Annotated in this window: 17 protein-coding genes; 7 read left to right on the forward strand and 10 right to left on the reverse strand. The window is 77.4% G+C overall.

From position 1 onward, the window contains the following. Positions 1-46 precede the first annotated feature (46 nt). From WA616_RS02250 to WA616_RS02270, 5 genes are read right to left on the reverse strand one after another with little or no spacing between them, the layout of a single operon-like run. Positions 47-1,078 carry a zinc-dependent alcohol dehydrogenase gene (locus WA616_RS02250; RefSeq protein ID WP_336026937.1) on the reverse strand — a complete coding sequence of 344 codons (1,032 nt, stop codon included), beginning with the start codon at positions 1,076-1,078 and terminating at the stop codon, positions 47-49. Beyond that, positions 1,075-1,515, reverse strand: coding sequence for a universal stress protein (locus tag WA616_RS02255; RefSeq protein WP_073419986.1), 441 nt, complete (start codon positions 1,513-1,515; stop codon positions 1,075-1,077). Before WA616_RS02255 ends, WA616_RS02250 begins: the two co-directional genes overlap by 4 nt. Before the next feature lie 51 nt (positions 1,516-1,566). Then, positions 1,567-1,914: a DUF202 domain-containing protein gene (locus tag WA616_RS02260; RefSeq protein WP_336026938.1), complete on the reverse strand. Its 348-nt coding sequence runs from the start codon at positions 1,912-1,914 to the stop codon at positions 1,567-1,569. Continuing rightward, complete coding sequence (locus tag WA616_RS02265; protein ID WP_336026940.1) at positions 1,911-2,279, reverse strand: YidH family protein; 369 nt, start codon at positions 2,277-2,279, stop codon at positions 1,911-1,913. The genes WA616_RS02260 and WA616_RS02265 overlap by 4 nt, the downstream gene beginning before the upstream one ends. 4 nt (positions 2,280-2,283) lie before the next feature. Then, positions 2,284-3,423: an acyl-CoA dehydrogenase family protein gene (locus WA616_RS02270; RefSeq protein ID WP_336026942.1), complete on the reverse strand. Its 1,140-nt coding sequence runs from the start codon at positions 3,421-3,423 to the stop codon at positions 2,284-2,286. A 79-nt stretch (positions 3,424-3,502) separates the two neighbouring features. Between WA616_RS02270 and WA616_RS02275 the strand changes: the two genes are divergently transcribed. Both WA616_RS02275 and WA616_RS02280 read left to right on the forward strand, forming a co-directional pair. After that, complete coding sequence (locus WA616_RS02275; protein WP_336026944.1) at positions 3,503-4,108, forward strand: TetR/AcrR family transcriptional regulator; 606 nt, start codon at positions 3,503-3,505, stop codon at positions 4,106-4,108. 71 nt (positions 4,109-4,179) lie between these two features. Continuing rightward, positions 4,180-4,347, forward strand: a complete 168-nt coding sequence (locus WA616_RS02280; protein ID WP_336026945.1) for a hypothetical protein — start codon at positions 4,180-4,182, stop codon at positions 4,345-4,347. A 4-nt stretch (positions 4,348-4,351) separates the two neighbouring features. Here the strand turns inward: WA616_RS02280 and WA616_RS02285 are convergent, their stop codons facing one another. Beyond that, entirely contained in the window at positions 4,352-4,702 is a 351-nt protein-coding gene (locus WA616_RS02285; protein ID WP_336026947.1) for a hypothetical protein, read from the reverse strand. Positions 4,703-4,740: 38 nt separating this feature from the next. Beyond that, entirely contained in the window at positions 4,741-5,769 is a 1,029-nt protein-coding gene (locus WA616_RS02290; protein WP_336026949.1) for an aldo/keto reductase, read from the reverse strand. A 178-nt stretch (positions 5,770-5,947) separates the two neighbouring features. On the opposite strand from WA616_RS02290, the gene WA616_RS02295 reads away from it, so the two are divergent. From WA616_RS02295 to WA616_RS02305, 3 genes are all read left to right on the forward strand, one after another. Next, entirely contained in the window at positions 5,948-7,306 is a 1,359-nt protein-coding gene (locus tag WA616_RS02295; RefSeq protein WP_336026951.1) for a cytochrome P450, read from the forward strand. Positions 7,307-7,510: 204 nt separating this feature from the next. After that, complete coding sequence (locus WA616_RS02300; protein WP_336026952.1) at positions 7,511-9,028, forward strand: flavin-containing monooxygenase; 1,518 nt, start codon at positions 7,511-7,513, stop codon at positions 9,026-9,028. 31 nt (positions 9,029-9,059) lie between these two features. Then, positions 9,060-9,998, forward strand: a complete 939-nt coding sequence (locus WA616_RS02305) for an alpha/beta hydrolase (RefSeq protein WP_336026954.1) — start codon at positions 9,060-9,062, stop codon at positions 9,996-9,998. A 43-nt stretch (positions 9,999-10,041) separates the two neighbouring features. On the opposite strand, the gene WA616_RS02310 is transcribed toward WA616_RS02305, so the two are convergent. Together WA616_RS02310 and WA616_RS02315 are read right to left on the reverse strand one after the other, a co-directional pair. Next, positions 10,042-10,527 carry a cupin domain-containing protein gene (locus WA616_RS02310; protein WP_336026956.1) on the reverse strand — a complete coding sequence of 162 codons (486 nt, stop codon included), beginning with the start codon at positions 10,525-10,527 and terminating at the stop codon, positions 10,042-10,044. A 53-nt stretch (positions 10,528-10,580) separates the two neighbouring features. Further along, the gene (locus tag WA616_RS02315; RefSeq protein ID WP_336026957.1) at positions 10,581-11,591 is read right to left on the reverse strand and encodes a hypothetical protein; all 1,011 of its coding nucleotides are present in this window, start codon (positions 11,589-11,591) and stop codon (positions 10,581-10,583) included. 103 nt (positions 11,592-11,694) lie between these two features. Between WA616_RS02315 and WA616_RS02320 the strand changes: the two genes are divergently transcribed. Continuing rightward, positions 11,695-12,876, forward strand: a complete 1,182-nt coding sequence (locus WA616_RS02320; RefSeq protein ID WP_336026958.1) for an MFS transporter — start codon at positions 11,695-11,697, stop codon at positions 12,874-12,876. A 19-nt stretch (positions 12,877-12,895) separates the two neighbouring features. Here WA616_RS02320 and map read toward each other — a convergent pair whose 3' ends face one another. Continuing rightward, positions 12,896-13,666, reverse strand: a complete 771-nt coding sequence (gene map, locus WA616_RS02325; RefSeq protein ID WP_336026960.1) for a type I methionyl aminopeptidase — start codon at positions 13,664-13,666, stop codon at positions 12,896-12,898. A 65-nt stretch (positions 13,667-13,731) separates the two neighbouring features. On the opposite strand from map, the gene WA616_RS02330 reads away from it, so the two are divergent. Then, complete coding sequence (locus WA616_RS02330; protein WP_336026963.1) at positions 13,732-14,010, forward strand: helix-turn-helix domain-containing protein; 279 nt, start codon at positions 13,732-13,734, stop codon at positions 14,008-14,010. Positions 14,011-14,020: the final 10 nt, after the last annotated feature.

The raw sequence follows: 14,020 nt of genomic DNA on the forward strand, positions 1-14,020 counted from the left end.
GTCCTCCCGTCGTGCCGCGTCCGCCGGGGCCGATCCTGCCCGCCGCTCAGGGCAGCCGCGGGTCCACGTGCACCTTGGGCCCCGGCCCGGCGCCGGGCGGCCGCTCCCCCGCCAGCACCGCGCCCACCTGCGACAGCCCGACGGTCGCGGCCACCAGCGGGCGCGGGTCGACCTCGCCCACCGCGTAGGCGGCGACGGTGGCGGCCAGCCCCGGAGAGGCCGACAGCACGCCGACGGCGGTGACGTCCCCGAGCGCCAGGTCGCGGGTGTCGATCCGGCTCGGCGTCCCGGCCAGGCCGATGTACACCACGCGGCCCGCGGGCTCCACCCGCTCGAGGGCGAGGGCCGGCAGGGCGGCGGCGGTCGAGGCGTCGACCACGGCGTCGAACGGCAGGTCCGGCAGCGTGCCCGCCGTCCAGGTGTGCGGGAAGCCGAGCGCGCGGGCGAAGGCCAGCGACGCGGGGTCCACCCCGAGCAGGTGCACCTCGGCGCCGGCGGCGCGCAGGAACATCGCGGTGAGCAGCCCGATCGTCCCCGGCCCGAGGACCAGCGCCCGGTCCCCCGGCCCGGCGGCCGCCGCCCGGGCCGCGCGCAGCGCGTTGCCGCCGGGCTCCACGAGCGCGCCGAGGACGGGGTCGACGGCGTCGGGCAGGGGGTGCAGCGAGGACGCCGGGACGGCGAGCTGCTCGGCCAGCGCGCCGGGCCGCCCGCCGCGGATGCCGACCTCCTGGCGCCGCTCGCACACGTGCTGCTGCCCGCGCCGGCAGCGGCGGCAGGTGCCGTCGCCGAGCATGGTGTCGCCGGTGACCCGGCGGCCGAGCCAGGCCGGGTCCACGCCCGCGCCGACCGCCGTCACCCGGCCGCACCACTCGTGGCCCAGCCGCATCGGGTAGGCGGCGTGCCCCTGGTGCAGATAGGCCATCTCACCGGTGGCGAACTCGACGTCGGTGCCGCAGACGCCGACCCGCTCGACGTCGACCACCACCTCGCCGGGCACGGCGACCGGCACCGGCACCTCCCGCACCGCGCTCTCGCCGGGCCCGGAGAGCACGTGCGCGCGCATGGTCGGACCGGTCACGGCACCACGGTGACCGGCCAGCCGCAGCTGCGGACCAGACGGGCGGCCAGCGAGCCGGCCAGCCGGTGCGCCGGGCGGGTGGAGGCGCCCACGACGACGACGTCGGCGTGCTGCTGGTCGGCGACGGCGGACAGCTCGCGCATCGGCTCGCCCACCCGCAGCACGAAGGTCACCTCGACGTCGCCCTGCTCGGCGATCCGCCGCGCCTCCGCGCGCAGGTCGTCCTCCGTCGCCTGCCGCGCCTCGAGCGCGGCCTGCACGGCGACGGGGGCGAGCGCGTCCAGGCCGGGGCCGACCGGGCGCAGCGAGCGGACGTGGACGACGACGAGCCGGCCGGACTGGCGGCGGGCGAGGCCGGCGGCGTAGTCGAGCGCGCGCAGCGAGGTCGGTGACTCGTCGACGCCGACCACCACCGCCCCGGGCCCGTCCCCGCGCATCCCGTCCCCCTCCTGCCGGCGGTCAGCCTCCCACCGGGTGCGGACCGGGGGTCAGCCCGGCCCGAGGACGAACGCGAGCGCGAGCAGCCCCGTGAGCACGCCGGCGGCGGCGAGCGCCGCGACCGGGAGCCCGCCGCCGGGCACGCCGGAGAGGTCGCCGCGGGTGAGCAGCGAGGCGCGGACCTCGCGGTGGCGGCGCCGCGCCCCGGCCCCGGCCGCCACCGCCTGCAGCAGGCCGGCCCCGGCCAGCACGAGGGCGAGCGCGCCGAGCACGGGGGCGGCCAGGCGCCCGGCGCCGACCGCGGCCACGGCCATCGCCAGCGCCGTCCGCCGCCAGGCCAGCGCCGTGCGCTCGGCCTGCAGCCCGCCGTCGGGCACCGGCCCGGGGACGGTGCTCACCGCAGCAGCAGGCCCAGCACGAGCAGCACGCCGGCCGCGGCGGTCCCCGCCGCGAGCACCGGGGTGAACACGGGGGACGGCAGCGGACGGCCCAGCCGCATCGCCCGCTCGGTCGCCACCCACCCCCACCACGCCTGCACCGGCGCGAGGACGCCGAGGCCGACGAGTAGCAGCGCGCAGGCCAGCCGCAGCCCCTCGGCGATCGGCACGTCGAGGGCCTCCAGCGCGACGCCCGCCGCCGACAGCGCCAGCGACGTCCGGATCCAGGCCAGTGCCGTGCGCTCGTTGGCCAGGCTGAACCGCGCGTCCGGCTCCTCCCCCACGCCGTAGACCGAGCGCGGGCGCCGGGGCGCGGGGGCGGTCACCGGGTCAGGGTGCCAGCGAGCGGCTGATCACCAGGCGCTGGATCTGGTTGGTGCCCTCGAAGATCTGCATGATCTTCGCCTCCCGCATGTACCGCTCGACCGGGAAGTCGCGGGTGTAGCCGTAGCCGCCGAGCACCTGGACGGCGTCGGTGGTCACCTTCATCGCCGCGTCGGTGGCGACGAGCTTGGCCACGCTGGCCTGCCGGCCGTAGGGGCGGCCGAGGTCGCGGCGGCGGGCGGCGTCGAGGTACGTGGCGCGGGCGGAGTCGACGGCGGCGGCCATGTCGGCGAGCAGGAAGCCCAGCCCCTGGTGGTCGGCGATCTTGCGCCCGAACGTCGTCCGCTCCTGGGCGTAGCCGACGGCGGCGTCGAGGGCGGCCTGCGCGAGGCCGGTGGCGACGGCGGCGATGCCCAGGCGGCCGGAGTCCAGCGCGGAGAAGGCGATCGACAGGCCCTGGCCCTCGGCGCCGAGCAGCCGGTCGGCCTCCAGCAGGGCGCCGTCCCAGTGCGCCGAGGTGGTCGGGATGGCGGTGAGGCCCATCTTCTCCTCGGGCCGGCCGAAGCTCAGGCCCTCCACCTGCCCGGGCGCGAGGAAGCAGGAGATGCCGCGGGAGCCCTCGCCGGTGCGGGCGAACAGCGCGTAGAAGTCGGCCTTCCCGCCGTGCGTGATCCACGCCTTGGTGCCGGTGACCCGGTAGCCCTGCTCGGTGCGCTCCGCCCGGCAGGCGAGCGCGGCGGCGTCGGAGCCGGCCTGGGGCTCGGACAGCGAGTAGCCGCCGATCTGCTCGCCGGCGAGCATCGCCGGCAGCCACCGCTCGCGCTGGGCGTCGGTGCCGAAGGTGGCCAGCGGGTGGCAGGACAGCCCGTGCACCGAGACGGCGACGGCGACGGCGGCCCAGCGGGCACCGAGCTCCTCGAGCACCTGCAGGTAGACCTCGTAGGGCTGGCCGCCCCCGCCCATCTCCTCCGGGTAGGGCAGGCCGAGCAGCCCCAGCCCGCCGAGGGTGGCGAACAGGCCCTCGGGATAGGTCTCGGCGCGCTCGTGCTCGGTGACCCGCGTCGCGAGCTCCTTGTCGGCGACGTCCCGGACGAGCTCGATCAGGTCCTGCGCCTCGTCGGTGGGCAGCAGACGGTCGACGGCCACGGCGATCCCCTCATCGGTACTGGCGGCGGTGTCCACGGTACCGCTGCGGGGCCGTTCGGGCGTGCGGGAGGATCGGGGCATGTCGGTGGAGGCGCGGGTGCCGGTGCGCCGCGGCGCCGCGCGGCACGAGGAGCTCCTCGGCCAGCTCGTGCAGGTGCTGCTCGCCGAGGGCTTCGCCTCGCTCACCCTCGACGACCTCGCGGCCCGGCTGCACTGCTCCAAGCGCACCCTCTACGCGCTGGCCGGCAGCAGGGACGAGCTGGTGCGGGTGGCGGTCGTGCACTTCTTCCGCGCCGCCACCGCCCGGGTGGAGGCCGCGCTGGCGCCCCCGCGCCCGCCCGCCGACCGGCTGGTCGCCTACCTCCGGGCGGTGGCCGAGGAGCTCGCGCCGGCGTCGGCCCGCTTCTACGACGACGTCGCCGCCTTCCCGCCGGCCCGGGAGATCTACGAGCGCAACACCCGGGCGGCCGCCGCGCGGGTGCAGGGGATCATCCGCGACGGCGTGGCCGAGGGCGCCTTCCGCGAGGTCGACGCCGCCTTCGCCGCCGACGTCGTCACCGCCGTCATGGTGCGCATCCAGCAGCGGCAGGTGGCCGCGAGCACCGGCCTCGACGACGCCGCCGCCTACGAGCAGCTCACCGGCCTCCTGCTGCGCGGGCTGGCGAAGGAGCCGGGCGCCGGCTGAGTGGCAGCCGCGTTGCGGTCCGCGGCGGTCGCAGGGCTGTCGCCGCGCCGCGCGGGGGCCCACCGTGGGGCATGGACCTCGCACGAGTCCCCCGGGCGGTGGGCGCGTACTGGCGGGCGCAGGTGCACCTGTGGGAGGTGTACCTGTCGGCGGACCCGTGGCCGCCCCGGCACCCCGGCGGGGAGCCGCTGCACTGGGCGGGCCGGCGGCTGCGCGGGTCGGTCCTCCCCGGCCCCTGACCGCTCAGCCAGCAAGCTCCGCCAGCTCGACGACGGCGGCCACCAGCAGCACCGCGAGGCCCGCCGAGGACAGCGCCCGGGCCAGCGGCGCGCGCCTGCCGCGGCGCCCGCCGTTGCCGCTCGCCACCAGCACGGTGGCCGCGCCTGCCCGGCCCGGTACGAACCAGGCGCCCAGCGTCAGCCCGTCGGCGGTGGTCAGCTCGACGTCGCGGCCGCCGGGGACCCCGCCGGCCGCCGCGGGCACCGGGCCGTCGTCGGGCAGGTACACCAGCCGGCGCTGGAACGCCCAGAGCAGCCCCACGACCAGAGCACACACGACGGCGACGGCCAGCGCCGCCCAGAGCGCCCGCGGCACTCAGAGCGCCCGCGGCACCCGCAGCGCCCGGCGCACGGTCAGCCGGCGAGGTCCCGGCTGCGCTGCTCCGTGCCGACCTCGCCGTAGGGGTAGTCGGGCTCGGCGGGGTCGCTGACGGCGTCCAGGCGCGCCGTCTCCTCCGCCGACAGCGCGAGGCCGGCGGCGCCGAGGTTCCCGCGCAGCTGGTCGGTCGTGCGCGCGCCCAGGATCACCGAGCTCACGGCCGGTCGGGCGAGCAACCAGGCCAGCGCCACCTGCGGCATGGTCGCCCCGCGCGCCTCGGCGACGTCCTGCACCGCCTCGAGCACGTCCCAGGTGCGCGCCTTCGCCGCCACCCGGTCGTAGGCCTCCATGCCGCGGCCGGGGTCCTCGCCGAGCCGGGTGGCGCCCTCGGGCCGCTGGTCGCGGGTGTACTTGCCCGAGAGCCAGCCGCCGCCCAGCGGTCCCCACGGCAGCAGGCCCAGCCCGTTGTAGCGGCAGGCCGGCACGATCTCGGCCTCGATGCCGCGCACCAGCAGGCTGTAGGAGGGCTGCAGGGTGACCGGGACGGCGAGGTGCTCGCGCTCGGCGACGTCGACGGCGCGCTGCACCTGCCAGCCGGTGAAGTTCGAGAGCCCCGGGTAGCCGACCTTCCCCGCGCGCACCGCGTCGTCGAGGAAGCGCAGCGTCTCCTCCAGCGGCGTGAGCGGATCCCAGGCGTGCAGCTGGTAGAGGTCGACGTGGTCGACGCCGAGCCGGCGCAGCGAGTCGTTGAGCGCGCGGCGCAGGTGCCGGCGGGAGGTGCCGAGCGCGTTGGCGTCCTCGCCCATCGGGAAGCGGCCCTTGGTGGCGAGCACGACCCGGTCCCGGACGTCGGCGGGCCGGGCGGCCAGCCAGCGCCCGACGATCTCCTCCGAGGCGCCGGCCGAGTAGACGTCGGCGGTGTCGACGAGCGTGCCGCCGGCCTCGGTGAAGACGTCGAGCTGCTCGTGGGCGCCGGCCTCGTCGGTCTCGGCGCCGAAGGTCATCGTGCCCAGGGCGAGGGCCGAGACGGCACAGCCGCTGCGGCCGAGGGTGCGCAGTTCCACCTCCCCAGCAAGCCACACGCGGGCGGGCGCCGCACCTCGCCGCCGGGCCCCTCGGGGGAGTCCCCCACCGCGCCGCCGCACAGACGGGGGCCGGTTCGGGGGTTCCACCTGATGTCCGCCGGCGGGCGCCGTCGGGAGGCTCGGGTCCCCGAGAGACGCGGACCCGAGAGAAGGCGGAATGAGCACTGCCGAGCTGGTCCTCCCCGAGTGCCCCCGTCCCGAGGACCGGGCGCCCGCACCGCCTCCGCCGCGGCCCCGGCGGGTGCGCCGGTGGCTGGGCGCGCTACTGGCCCGCCGGGTGCGCCGGCGCGGCATCGACCTGGCCACCCTGCGGGTGCTGCCCCGCGCGGCGACCGTGCCCCTGCGCCGCGACGGCGTCGGCCCGGCGTCCGCTCTCACCGCCCTGGCGGCGCGCGGCCCGGTGCACCGGCTCGAGCTGCCCCTCGACGTCGCCGTCCACCTGGTCACCGGGGCGGCCGAGGCCCGCGCCGTGCTGGCCGACGCCGACGGCTACAGCACCGACGTCCGCCGCCTGTTCAGCGGCGACGGCCCCGTCACCGGCGCCGACGTCGGCGGGCTGGGGTTCACCGACCCGCCGGACCACACCCGGCTGCGCCGGCTCGTCGCCCCGGAGTTCACCCGCGCCCGGCTGCAGCGCCTCGTCCCGGTGGTCGAGGGCACCGTCGACCGCGCGCTCGACGCCCTGGAGGCCGCCGGGTCCCCCGCCGACCTCGTCCGGCACGTCGCCACCCCGGTGCCGATGTCGGTGATCGCCGGCCTGCTCGGCCTCGAGGGCGCCGACGAGCAGGTGCTCGCCCGGCTGGCCACCCGCCGCTTCGACGCCACCGGCGGCCCGGCCGGCGCCTTCGGCGCGGTGTCGGCCCAGCGGCGCCTGCTGGCCGAGGCGGTCGCCGCCCAGCGGCGCTCCCCCGGCGACGGGCTGATCGGCCGGATCGTCCGGGAGCAGGGGGAGGCGATCACCGACGACGAGCTGGCCGGCCTCGCCGACGGGCTGGTGACCGGCGGCTTCGAGACCACAGCGTCGACCATCGCCCTCGGCACGGTCGTGCTGCTGCGCGACCCCGCCGCGGCCGCGCTGGTCCGCGAGGGTTCGCCCGCCGACGTCGCGGCGGTGGTCGAGGAGCTGCTGCGGCTGATCGCGGCCGTCTCGGTGGCCTTCCCGCGCTTCGCCCGCCGCGCCACCGTCGTCGGGGGCACCGCCGTGGCGCCGGGCGACGTCGTCCTGGTCTCCCTCGCCGCCGCCGGCCGCGACCCGCGCTGGGCCGGGGACGCCCCGGATCGCCTCGACCCGCACCGCGCTCCCCGCGGCGGGCACCTCGCCTTCGGGCACGGCATCCACCGCTGCGTGGGCGCCGAGCTCGCCCGCCTGGAGCTCACCACGGTGCTGCCGGCGCTGCTGCGGCGCTTCCCCGACCTCTCCCTCGCCGTCCCGCCGGAGCGGCTGGCGTTCCGCCGGCTGTCGTTCGTGCACGGCCTGGACGCGCTTCCGCTCGACCTCGGCCGGCGGGCGCGATGACCGGCGAGGCGCGGGAGCCGGCGTCGGTGGTCGCCGCCCGACAGCTCGCCGCCGAGGCGCGCCCGCCGCTCCCCCGCCAGCTGTCCCGACGCGCCCGGCTGCTGGTCGCGGCGCGCGCGGCTGCTCGTCCTCCCCGTTCCGCAGTCGGGCACACCCCCGGTAGCGTCCGTGACCTGGATCACAGCTCCTGGGGGAGGTCATCGCATGACCACGACGACTCCGACGGCGACCCAGGAGGCCCCGCAGGCTCCACATGAGGACGTCGAGCACGTCGACGTCCTCATCGTGGGCGCCGGGGTCTCCGGGATAGGGGCCGCGCACAGCCTGCGCGAGCGGTTCCCCGACCGCAGCTTCGTGCTCCTGGACACCCAGGACGCGCGCGGCGGCACCTGGTGGACCCACCGCTACCCCGGCGTGCGCTCCGACAGCGACCTGTTCACCTACGGCTACCGGCACAAGCCCTGGCGCGGCCCCTCGATCGCCGCCGGCGGGGAGATCCTCGCCTACCTCGACGAGGTCATCGAGGAGGACGGCCTCGCCCCGCACATCCGCTACCGGCACCGGGTCACCGCCGCCTCCTGGTCGAGCGAGGACGCCCGGTGGACGGTCGAGGTGAGCCGCGAGGACGCCGGCGGGACGGTGCGGATGACGACCGACTTCCTGTGGATGTGCCAGGGCTACTACAACCACGCCGAGCCCTACCGACCCGACTGGCCCGGCCTCGACGCCTACGCCGGCCTGCTGGTCCACCCGCAGTCGTGGCCGGAGGACCTCGACGTCACCGGCAAGCGCGTCGTGGTCATCGGCTCCGGCTCCACCGCCGCGACCCTCATCCCGGCCATCGCGCAGGACGCCGCGCACGTGACCATGCTGCAGCGCTCGCCGTCCTACTTCCTCGCGCCGCCCCTCACCCACGAGCTGGCGGTGACCCTGCGGGCGCTGGACATCCCCGAGGACTGGACGCACGAGATCCTCCGCCGCGCCTACTCCGCCCAGTTCAACGAGCTGGCGCGGCTGTCCCACGAGGCGCCCGACGAGCTGCACGCCTTCCTCATGGAGTCGGTGAAGCCGCTGCTGCCGGAGGGCTTCGACGTCGACAAGCACCTGACGCCGCGGTACCGGCCGTGGCAGCAGCGCATCGCGATCGTCCCGGAGGGCGACCTGTTCGCCGCCCTCCGCGAGGGGCGGGCGTCGATCGTCACCGACACCATCGAGACCTTCACCGAGAAGGGCATCCGGCTCGCCTCCGGCGAGGAGCTCGAGGCCGACGTCGTGGTGACGGCGACCGGCTTCGACCTGTCGGCGTTCGGCGACGTCGCCTTCACCGTGGACGGCGAGCGGGTCGAGTTCCCGGAGCGGGTCACCTGGCGCGGCGTGATGATCAGCGGCGTCCCGAACATGGCCTACGTCTTCGGCTACTTCCGGCACAGCTGGACGCTGCGGGTGGACCTGGTGTGCGACCTGGTCACCCGGGTGTTCGAGCGGATGCGGGAGAGGGGCGCCCGCAGCGTCGTCCCGGAGCTGCGGCCTGAGGACGCCGGCATGCAGATCCGCCCGTGGTCGGACCCGGAGAACTTCAACGCCGGCTACGTGCTGCGCTCCCAGCACCTCCTGTTCAAGCAGGGCGACCGGGAGCCGTGGATCCACATGCTCGAGCACGCGGAGGAGGCCGAGGCGCTGCCGAAGGCCGACCTCGACGACGGCTCGCTCGTCTACCGCTGACCCCGACACCCCCGCGACCAGGAGGACCCCCGTGCCGGTCGACCCGTCCATCGCCGCCCTGCTCACGATGCTGGAGCAGTCCGGCGCACCGCCGCTGAACGAGGGCACGCCCGAGGCCGGGCGCGCCTACTACCTCTCGCTCACCCGCGACGCCCGCGCGCCCGAGGCCGTCGTGCCGGTGGGCGCCGTCGAGGACCGCACCGTCCCCGGCGCCGCGGGTGACCTGCCCGCCCGCGTGTACCGCCCCGAGGGCGCCGACGGCCCACTGCCGACCGTCGTGTTCCTGCACGGCGGCGGCTGGGTGATCGGCGACCTCGACACCCACGACGACATGGCCCGCAACGTCTGCCGGCACGCCCGCGCGGTGGTCGTCGCCGTCGACTACCGGCTCGCTCCCGAGCACCCCTTCCCGGCCGCCGCCGAGGACGCCGTCGCCTCCGCACGCTGGATCGCCCAGCACCTCGACGAGTTCGGCGGGGACCAGCGCCTCGCCGTCGCCGGGGACAGCGCCGGCGGCAACCTCGCCGCCGTCGTCGCCCAGGCGCTGCGCGACGACGGGACGCCGCTGCTGGCCCAGTTCCTCGTCTACCCGGCCGTCGACGCCGAGGGCGACTACCCCTCGCGCGTGGAGAACGCGAAGGGCTACTTCCTCGAGAAGGACACGATGGACTGGTTCTACGGCCACTACCGCGGCGCGTGGGAGGACGCCCGGGACGCCCGGCTGTCCCCGCTGCACCACGCCGATCTGGCCGGCCTGCCGCCGGCGGTCGTGGTCACCGCGGAGTACGACCCGCTGCGCGACGAGGGCGAGGCGTACGGGAAGGCGCTGGAGGCCGCCGGCGGCACCGCGCACGTGCTGCGCTACGACGGGATGATCCACGGCTTCTTCGACATGGGCGCCGTCTCCCCCGCAGCGCAGGCCGCGATCGAGGAGAGCTGCGCCCGCTTCGGGGAGCTGCTGCACCGCTGACCGCCGGCCGGCCCGGGCCGCACCGGCCCGGGCCGGCCGCGCGTCACACCCAGTACGTGTCGTGGCGGAGCATGAACTCCGCCCGCTCCTCCGGCGTCATCCACTCGCCGCGCGCCAGCGTCTCGAAGTACTCCTCCCGGGGGCCGCCCGGCGCGAACATCAGCAGCATCGAGGCGCGGTCCCCGCCGCGGAACCCGTGCACGCCGCCCTCGGGCACGTACACGAAGTCACCCGGCCCGGCGGCGACCCAGGAGCGGCCGTCGAAGACCTCCACCGAGCCGGACAGCACGTAGAACTGCTCGGAGATCGACCGGTGGAAGTGCGGCCCGGGCCCGGACGCCTCCTCGCCGAAGGTCCACCGGTAGAGCCCGAAGCGGCCGGCCGTCTGCTCACCGGTGGCCAGGAACTCGCAGGTCACGCCGGCCGCGGAGACGGTGTCCGGCGGGCGGTCCGCCGGCCGCAGCCAGGCGCTGGCCTCGCCGGTGGTGCCGCGGTACAGGTCGGGCGGGTAGTGCCGGTGCAGGGACACGGGTCCCTCCTTCCGTCGCCGGCCCATCCTGGCAGCGGCCGCGGCGGCCGGGCTCAGTCCGCGGCGAGCAGGGCGCGCTCGCGGTCGGCGTCGAGGTCGACGTCGAGGTCCGGCCAGGTGCCGCGGTCCCGCCGCACCCAGTGCAGGGTGTCGCGGGCGGTGTCCTCCACCGGCCGGAAGGTCAGGCCGGCGGCCAGGGCGGCCGAGGAGTCGACGGCCTCCTGCGGGATCTGGTCCTCCGGGAACCACAGCGGGCGGCGCTCCTCCTCGACGCCGGCCAGGCCGCGGCGCAGCGCCTCCTCCCCGACCGGCAGGAACTCCACGTCGCCGGGGCCGCCGCCCGCCGCGGCGAGGCAGGCGTCGAGCACGCTCGCCAGGGTCTGCCGCCGCCCGGGGCCCACGGTGTCGAACACCCCGCCGCGGCCGGCGCGCAGCATCGCGACCACCCAGCCGGCGACGTCGCGGGCGTCGGAGAACTGCACCGGGCGGGCCGGGTCGCCCGGCACGCACACCCGGCGGTCGCGCCGGTCCGCCAGTGCCTCTGCGATCCGGACCGGCCACCAGGTGAACCGGTCGGAGGGGTCGCGCGGCCCGACCATGATCCCCACCCGCGGGACGAGCACCGGCCCGTCGAAGTGCTCGGCGAGCGCCCGCTCGGCCGCGAGCTTCGCCAGCGAGCGCTGCTGCAGCGGGTCGTCGTCGGGCTGCTGCCCGGCGGCGCGCACGGGTGCGGTCTCGTCGGGCACGGCCGGCCCGTCCGGTGCGTAGACGCTCATCCCGGACACGTAGCCGTAGGCGCCCACCGACCCGGACAGCAGCCGCGCCGTCGCGGCCACGGCGGGCGCCCCCGGCTCGTCGTCGGTGAACGTGTCGAGGACGGCGTCCCACCGCCGGCCGGCGAGCACGCCGAGGTCGCCGCGGCGGTCGCCGGTCAGCACCTCGACGCCGTCGGCCGGCGGGCGGCCCGACCGCGAGAACACCGTCACGGAGTCGCCCGCCGCCACGGCGGCGTCGACCACCGCCGCACCGAGGAACCCGCCCCCGCCGAGCACCAGGAACCGCACGGACCCACCTCCCGACCGGGCCGGACGGCCCACGCCCCGGCGACTACCCCGTCGCGGGGCGGCACACCTCCCCGGGAACCCGCGGAGCGGTAGCGTCCGCCGGGTGCCGGACCCCGCGACGCAGCGGGCCGGGTCGCGGCGGGACACCCGCCGCCGACTCGACGCCCTGACCTTCGGCCTGTTCACCGTCGCCCTCGGCACGAACATCCCGACCCCGCTGCTGCTGGTCTACCGCCGCACGCTGGGCCTGTCCGACGCCGACCTGACCGCCGTCTTCGGCTGCTACGCGATCGGCCTGATCGCCGCGCTGACCGTGTCCGGCGCGGCGTCGGACCGCTTCGGGCGCCGCGCGCTGGTGCTGCCGTTCGCCGTCGTCGCCGGGCTGGTGTCGCTGCTGTTCCTGCCCGCCGCCGGGTCCCTGCCGCTGCTCTACCTGGCCCGGCTGCTGCAGGGCGTGGTCTCCGGCGTCGTCTTCTCGGTGGCCAACGCCTGGCTTCAGGAGCTCGCCGGGCCGGAGGGGCAGCAGTCGGCGGCCACCCGCGGGGCGGTGTCGACGTCGCTGGGCTTCGCGATCGCCCCCGCGATGAGCGGCGTGCTCGCCCAGTACGGCCCCGCCCCGACGACGCTGCCCTACCTGGTGCACGTGGCCGTGGTCGCCGTCGGCCTGGCCGCGCTGCTCACCGTGCCGGAGACGGTGACCGAGCGGCGCCCCGGCCGGCTGATGACCCTCGGGCTGCCGCCGGAGGCGCGCCGGCCCTTCCGGGCGCTGCTCGCGCCGACCGCCGTCGGGGTGTTCGCCTTCCCCGCGGTCGCGGCGACCCTGCTGCCGCTGCTGGTGGTGCCCGGCGGCGTCGGCCCGGCCTACGCGGGACTGATCGGCGGGCTGGCGCTGGGCGCGAGCGCGGTGGCCGCCCGGGTGGGGCGCGGGATCGCGCGCGGCGGGCCGCTGGGCATGGCGATGGGCTCGGCCGGGCTCGCGGTGAGCGTGCTCGCGATCGTCACCCGTTCCGAGCCGCTGCTGCTGCCGGCGTCGGTGCTGCTGGGCGCCGGGGCGGGCCTGTGCCTGACCGCCGGGCTGACGCTGACCGCCCGGCTCGCCCCGCCGCAGACCCGCGGGGCGATGAACAGCGCCTTCTACGCCTTCGCCTACGCGGGGTTCGGCACCCCGCTGCTGCTGGCGTGGGTGGGCGCGGGGATCGGTGACGTCGCGGCGGTGTCGGCGTTCGCCGTCGTGCCGGCGGCGATCGCCGCCTGGCTGTGGCGGGAGCTGCGACGGCAGCCGTGAGCGGGGACCGCCCGGGCGGTCAGCGGGGAGCGGTGAGGACGCGCGGGCCGTCCGCGGTGACCGCCACCGTGTGCTCCACGTGCGCGGCGCGGCTGCCGTCGGCGCTGCGCAGCGTCCAGCCGTCGGCGTCGACCCGGTAGTCGTCGCTGCCGCCGCCGAGGAACCACGGCTCGATGGCGATGACCAGCCCGGCCGCGAGCCGCACCCCGCGCCCGGCGCGACCCTCGTTGGGCACGTGCGGCGCCTCGTGCATGGTGCGCCCGACGCCGTGGCCGCCCTGGTCGGTGTTGATGCCGACGCCGCCGGCCCGCCCGACGGCGCCGATCGCGGCCGAGACGTCGCCGACCCGGTTGCCGACCACCGCCGCGGCGATCCCGGCGGCCAGCGCCCGCTCCGCGGTGGCGACCAGCGCGAGGTCCTCCGGCCGGGGCGTGCCCACGGGGAAGGTGATGGCCGCGTCGCCCACCCAGCCGTCGAGGGTGGCGCCGGCGTCCACGCTGAGCAGGTCGCCGTCCTCCAGCGGCAGCGTCGTCGGGATGCCGTGCAGCGCGACGTCGTTGACCGACAGGCACACCACCCCGGGGAACGGCGGGGTCGTCGGCAGCGGCGCGTAGCCGAGGAACGGCGAGGTGGCGCCGGCGTCGGCGAGCACGTCGCGGGCCACCTGGTCGAGCTGGGTGAGGCGGACGCCGGGGGCGGCGGCGGCCCGGACGGCGGCGAGCATGTCGGCCACCACCGCGCCCGCGGCGCGCATCGCCTCCAGCTCGCCGGGGGTGCGCAGCTCGATCACGGTTCTCTCCTCCGTCGGGGCCCCGGCGACCGCCGGTATGACTATCCCGGTATTAGTATCACGCCGTGGTCCGCCCCCCGCTGAGCCCCGAGGAGCGCGAGCGCGGCCGCCGGCTGGGCGCCCTGCTGCGCGCCGCCCGCGGCAGCCGCCCGCCGGCCGAGGTCGCCGCGGCGTCCGGGGTGAGCCTGGAGGCGCTGCGCAAGATCGAGTCCGGGCGGGTGCCCACCCCGGCGTTCTTCACCGTCGCCGCGCTCGCCGGCGCGGTCGGCCTGCCGCTCGACGAGCTCGCCGCCGCGCTGGCCGGGGAGCTGGTCCCGGACCGCGGGAGCGCCCTGTCCGCCTGAGGCGTGTGAG

Source organism: Geodermatophilus sp. FMUSA9-8 (assembly GCF_037034165.1).
In the GTDB taxonomy this organism is placed as follows: Bacteria; Actinomycetota; Actinomycetes; order Mycobacteriales; family Geodermatophilaceae; genus Geodermatophilus; species Geodermatophilus nigrescens.

Bases quoted from the DNA above. Each gene is read 5' to 3' on its own strand.
- WA616_RS02255 (WP_073419986.1), bottom strand. From the start codon at position 1,515: ATGCGCGGGGACGGGCCCGGGGCGGTGGTGGTCGGCGTCGACGAGTCA.
- WA616_RS02275 (WP_336026944.1), top strand. From the start codon at position 3,503: ATGTCGGTGGAGGCGCGGGTGCCGGTGCGCCGCGGCGCCGCGCGGCAC.
- WA616_RS02280 (WP_336026945.1), top strand. From the start codon at position 4,180: ATGGACCTCGCACGAGTCCCCCGGGCGGTGGGCGCGTACTGGCGGGCG.
- WA616_RS02295 (WP_336026951.1), top strand. From the start codon at position 5,948: ATGAGCACTGCCGAGCTGGTCCTCCCCGAGTGCCCCCGTCCCGAGGAC.
- WA616_RS02300 (WP_336026952.1), top strand. From the start codon at position 7,511: ATGACCACGACGACTCCGACGGCGACCCAGGAGGCCCCGCAGGCTCCA.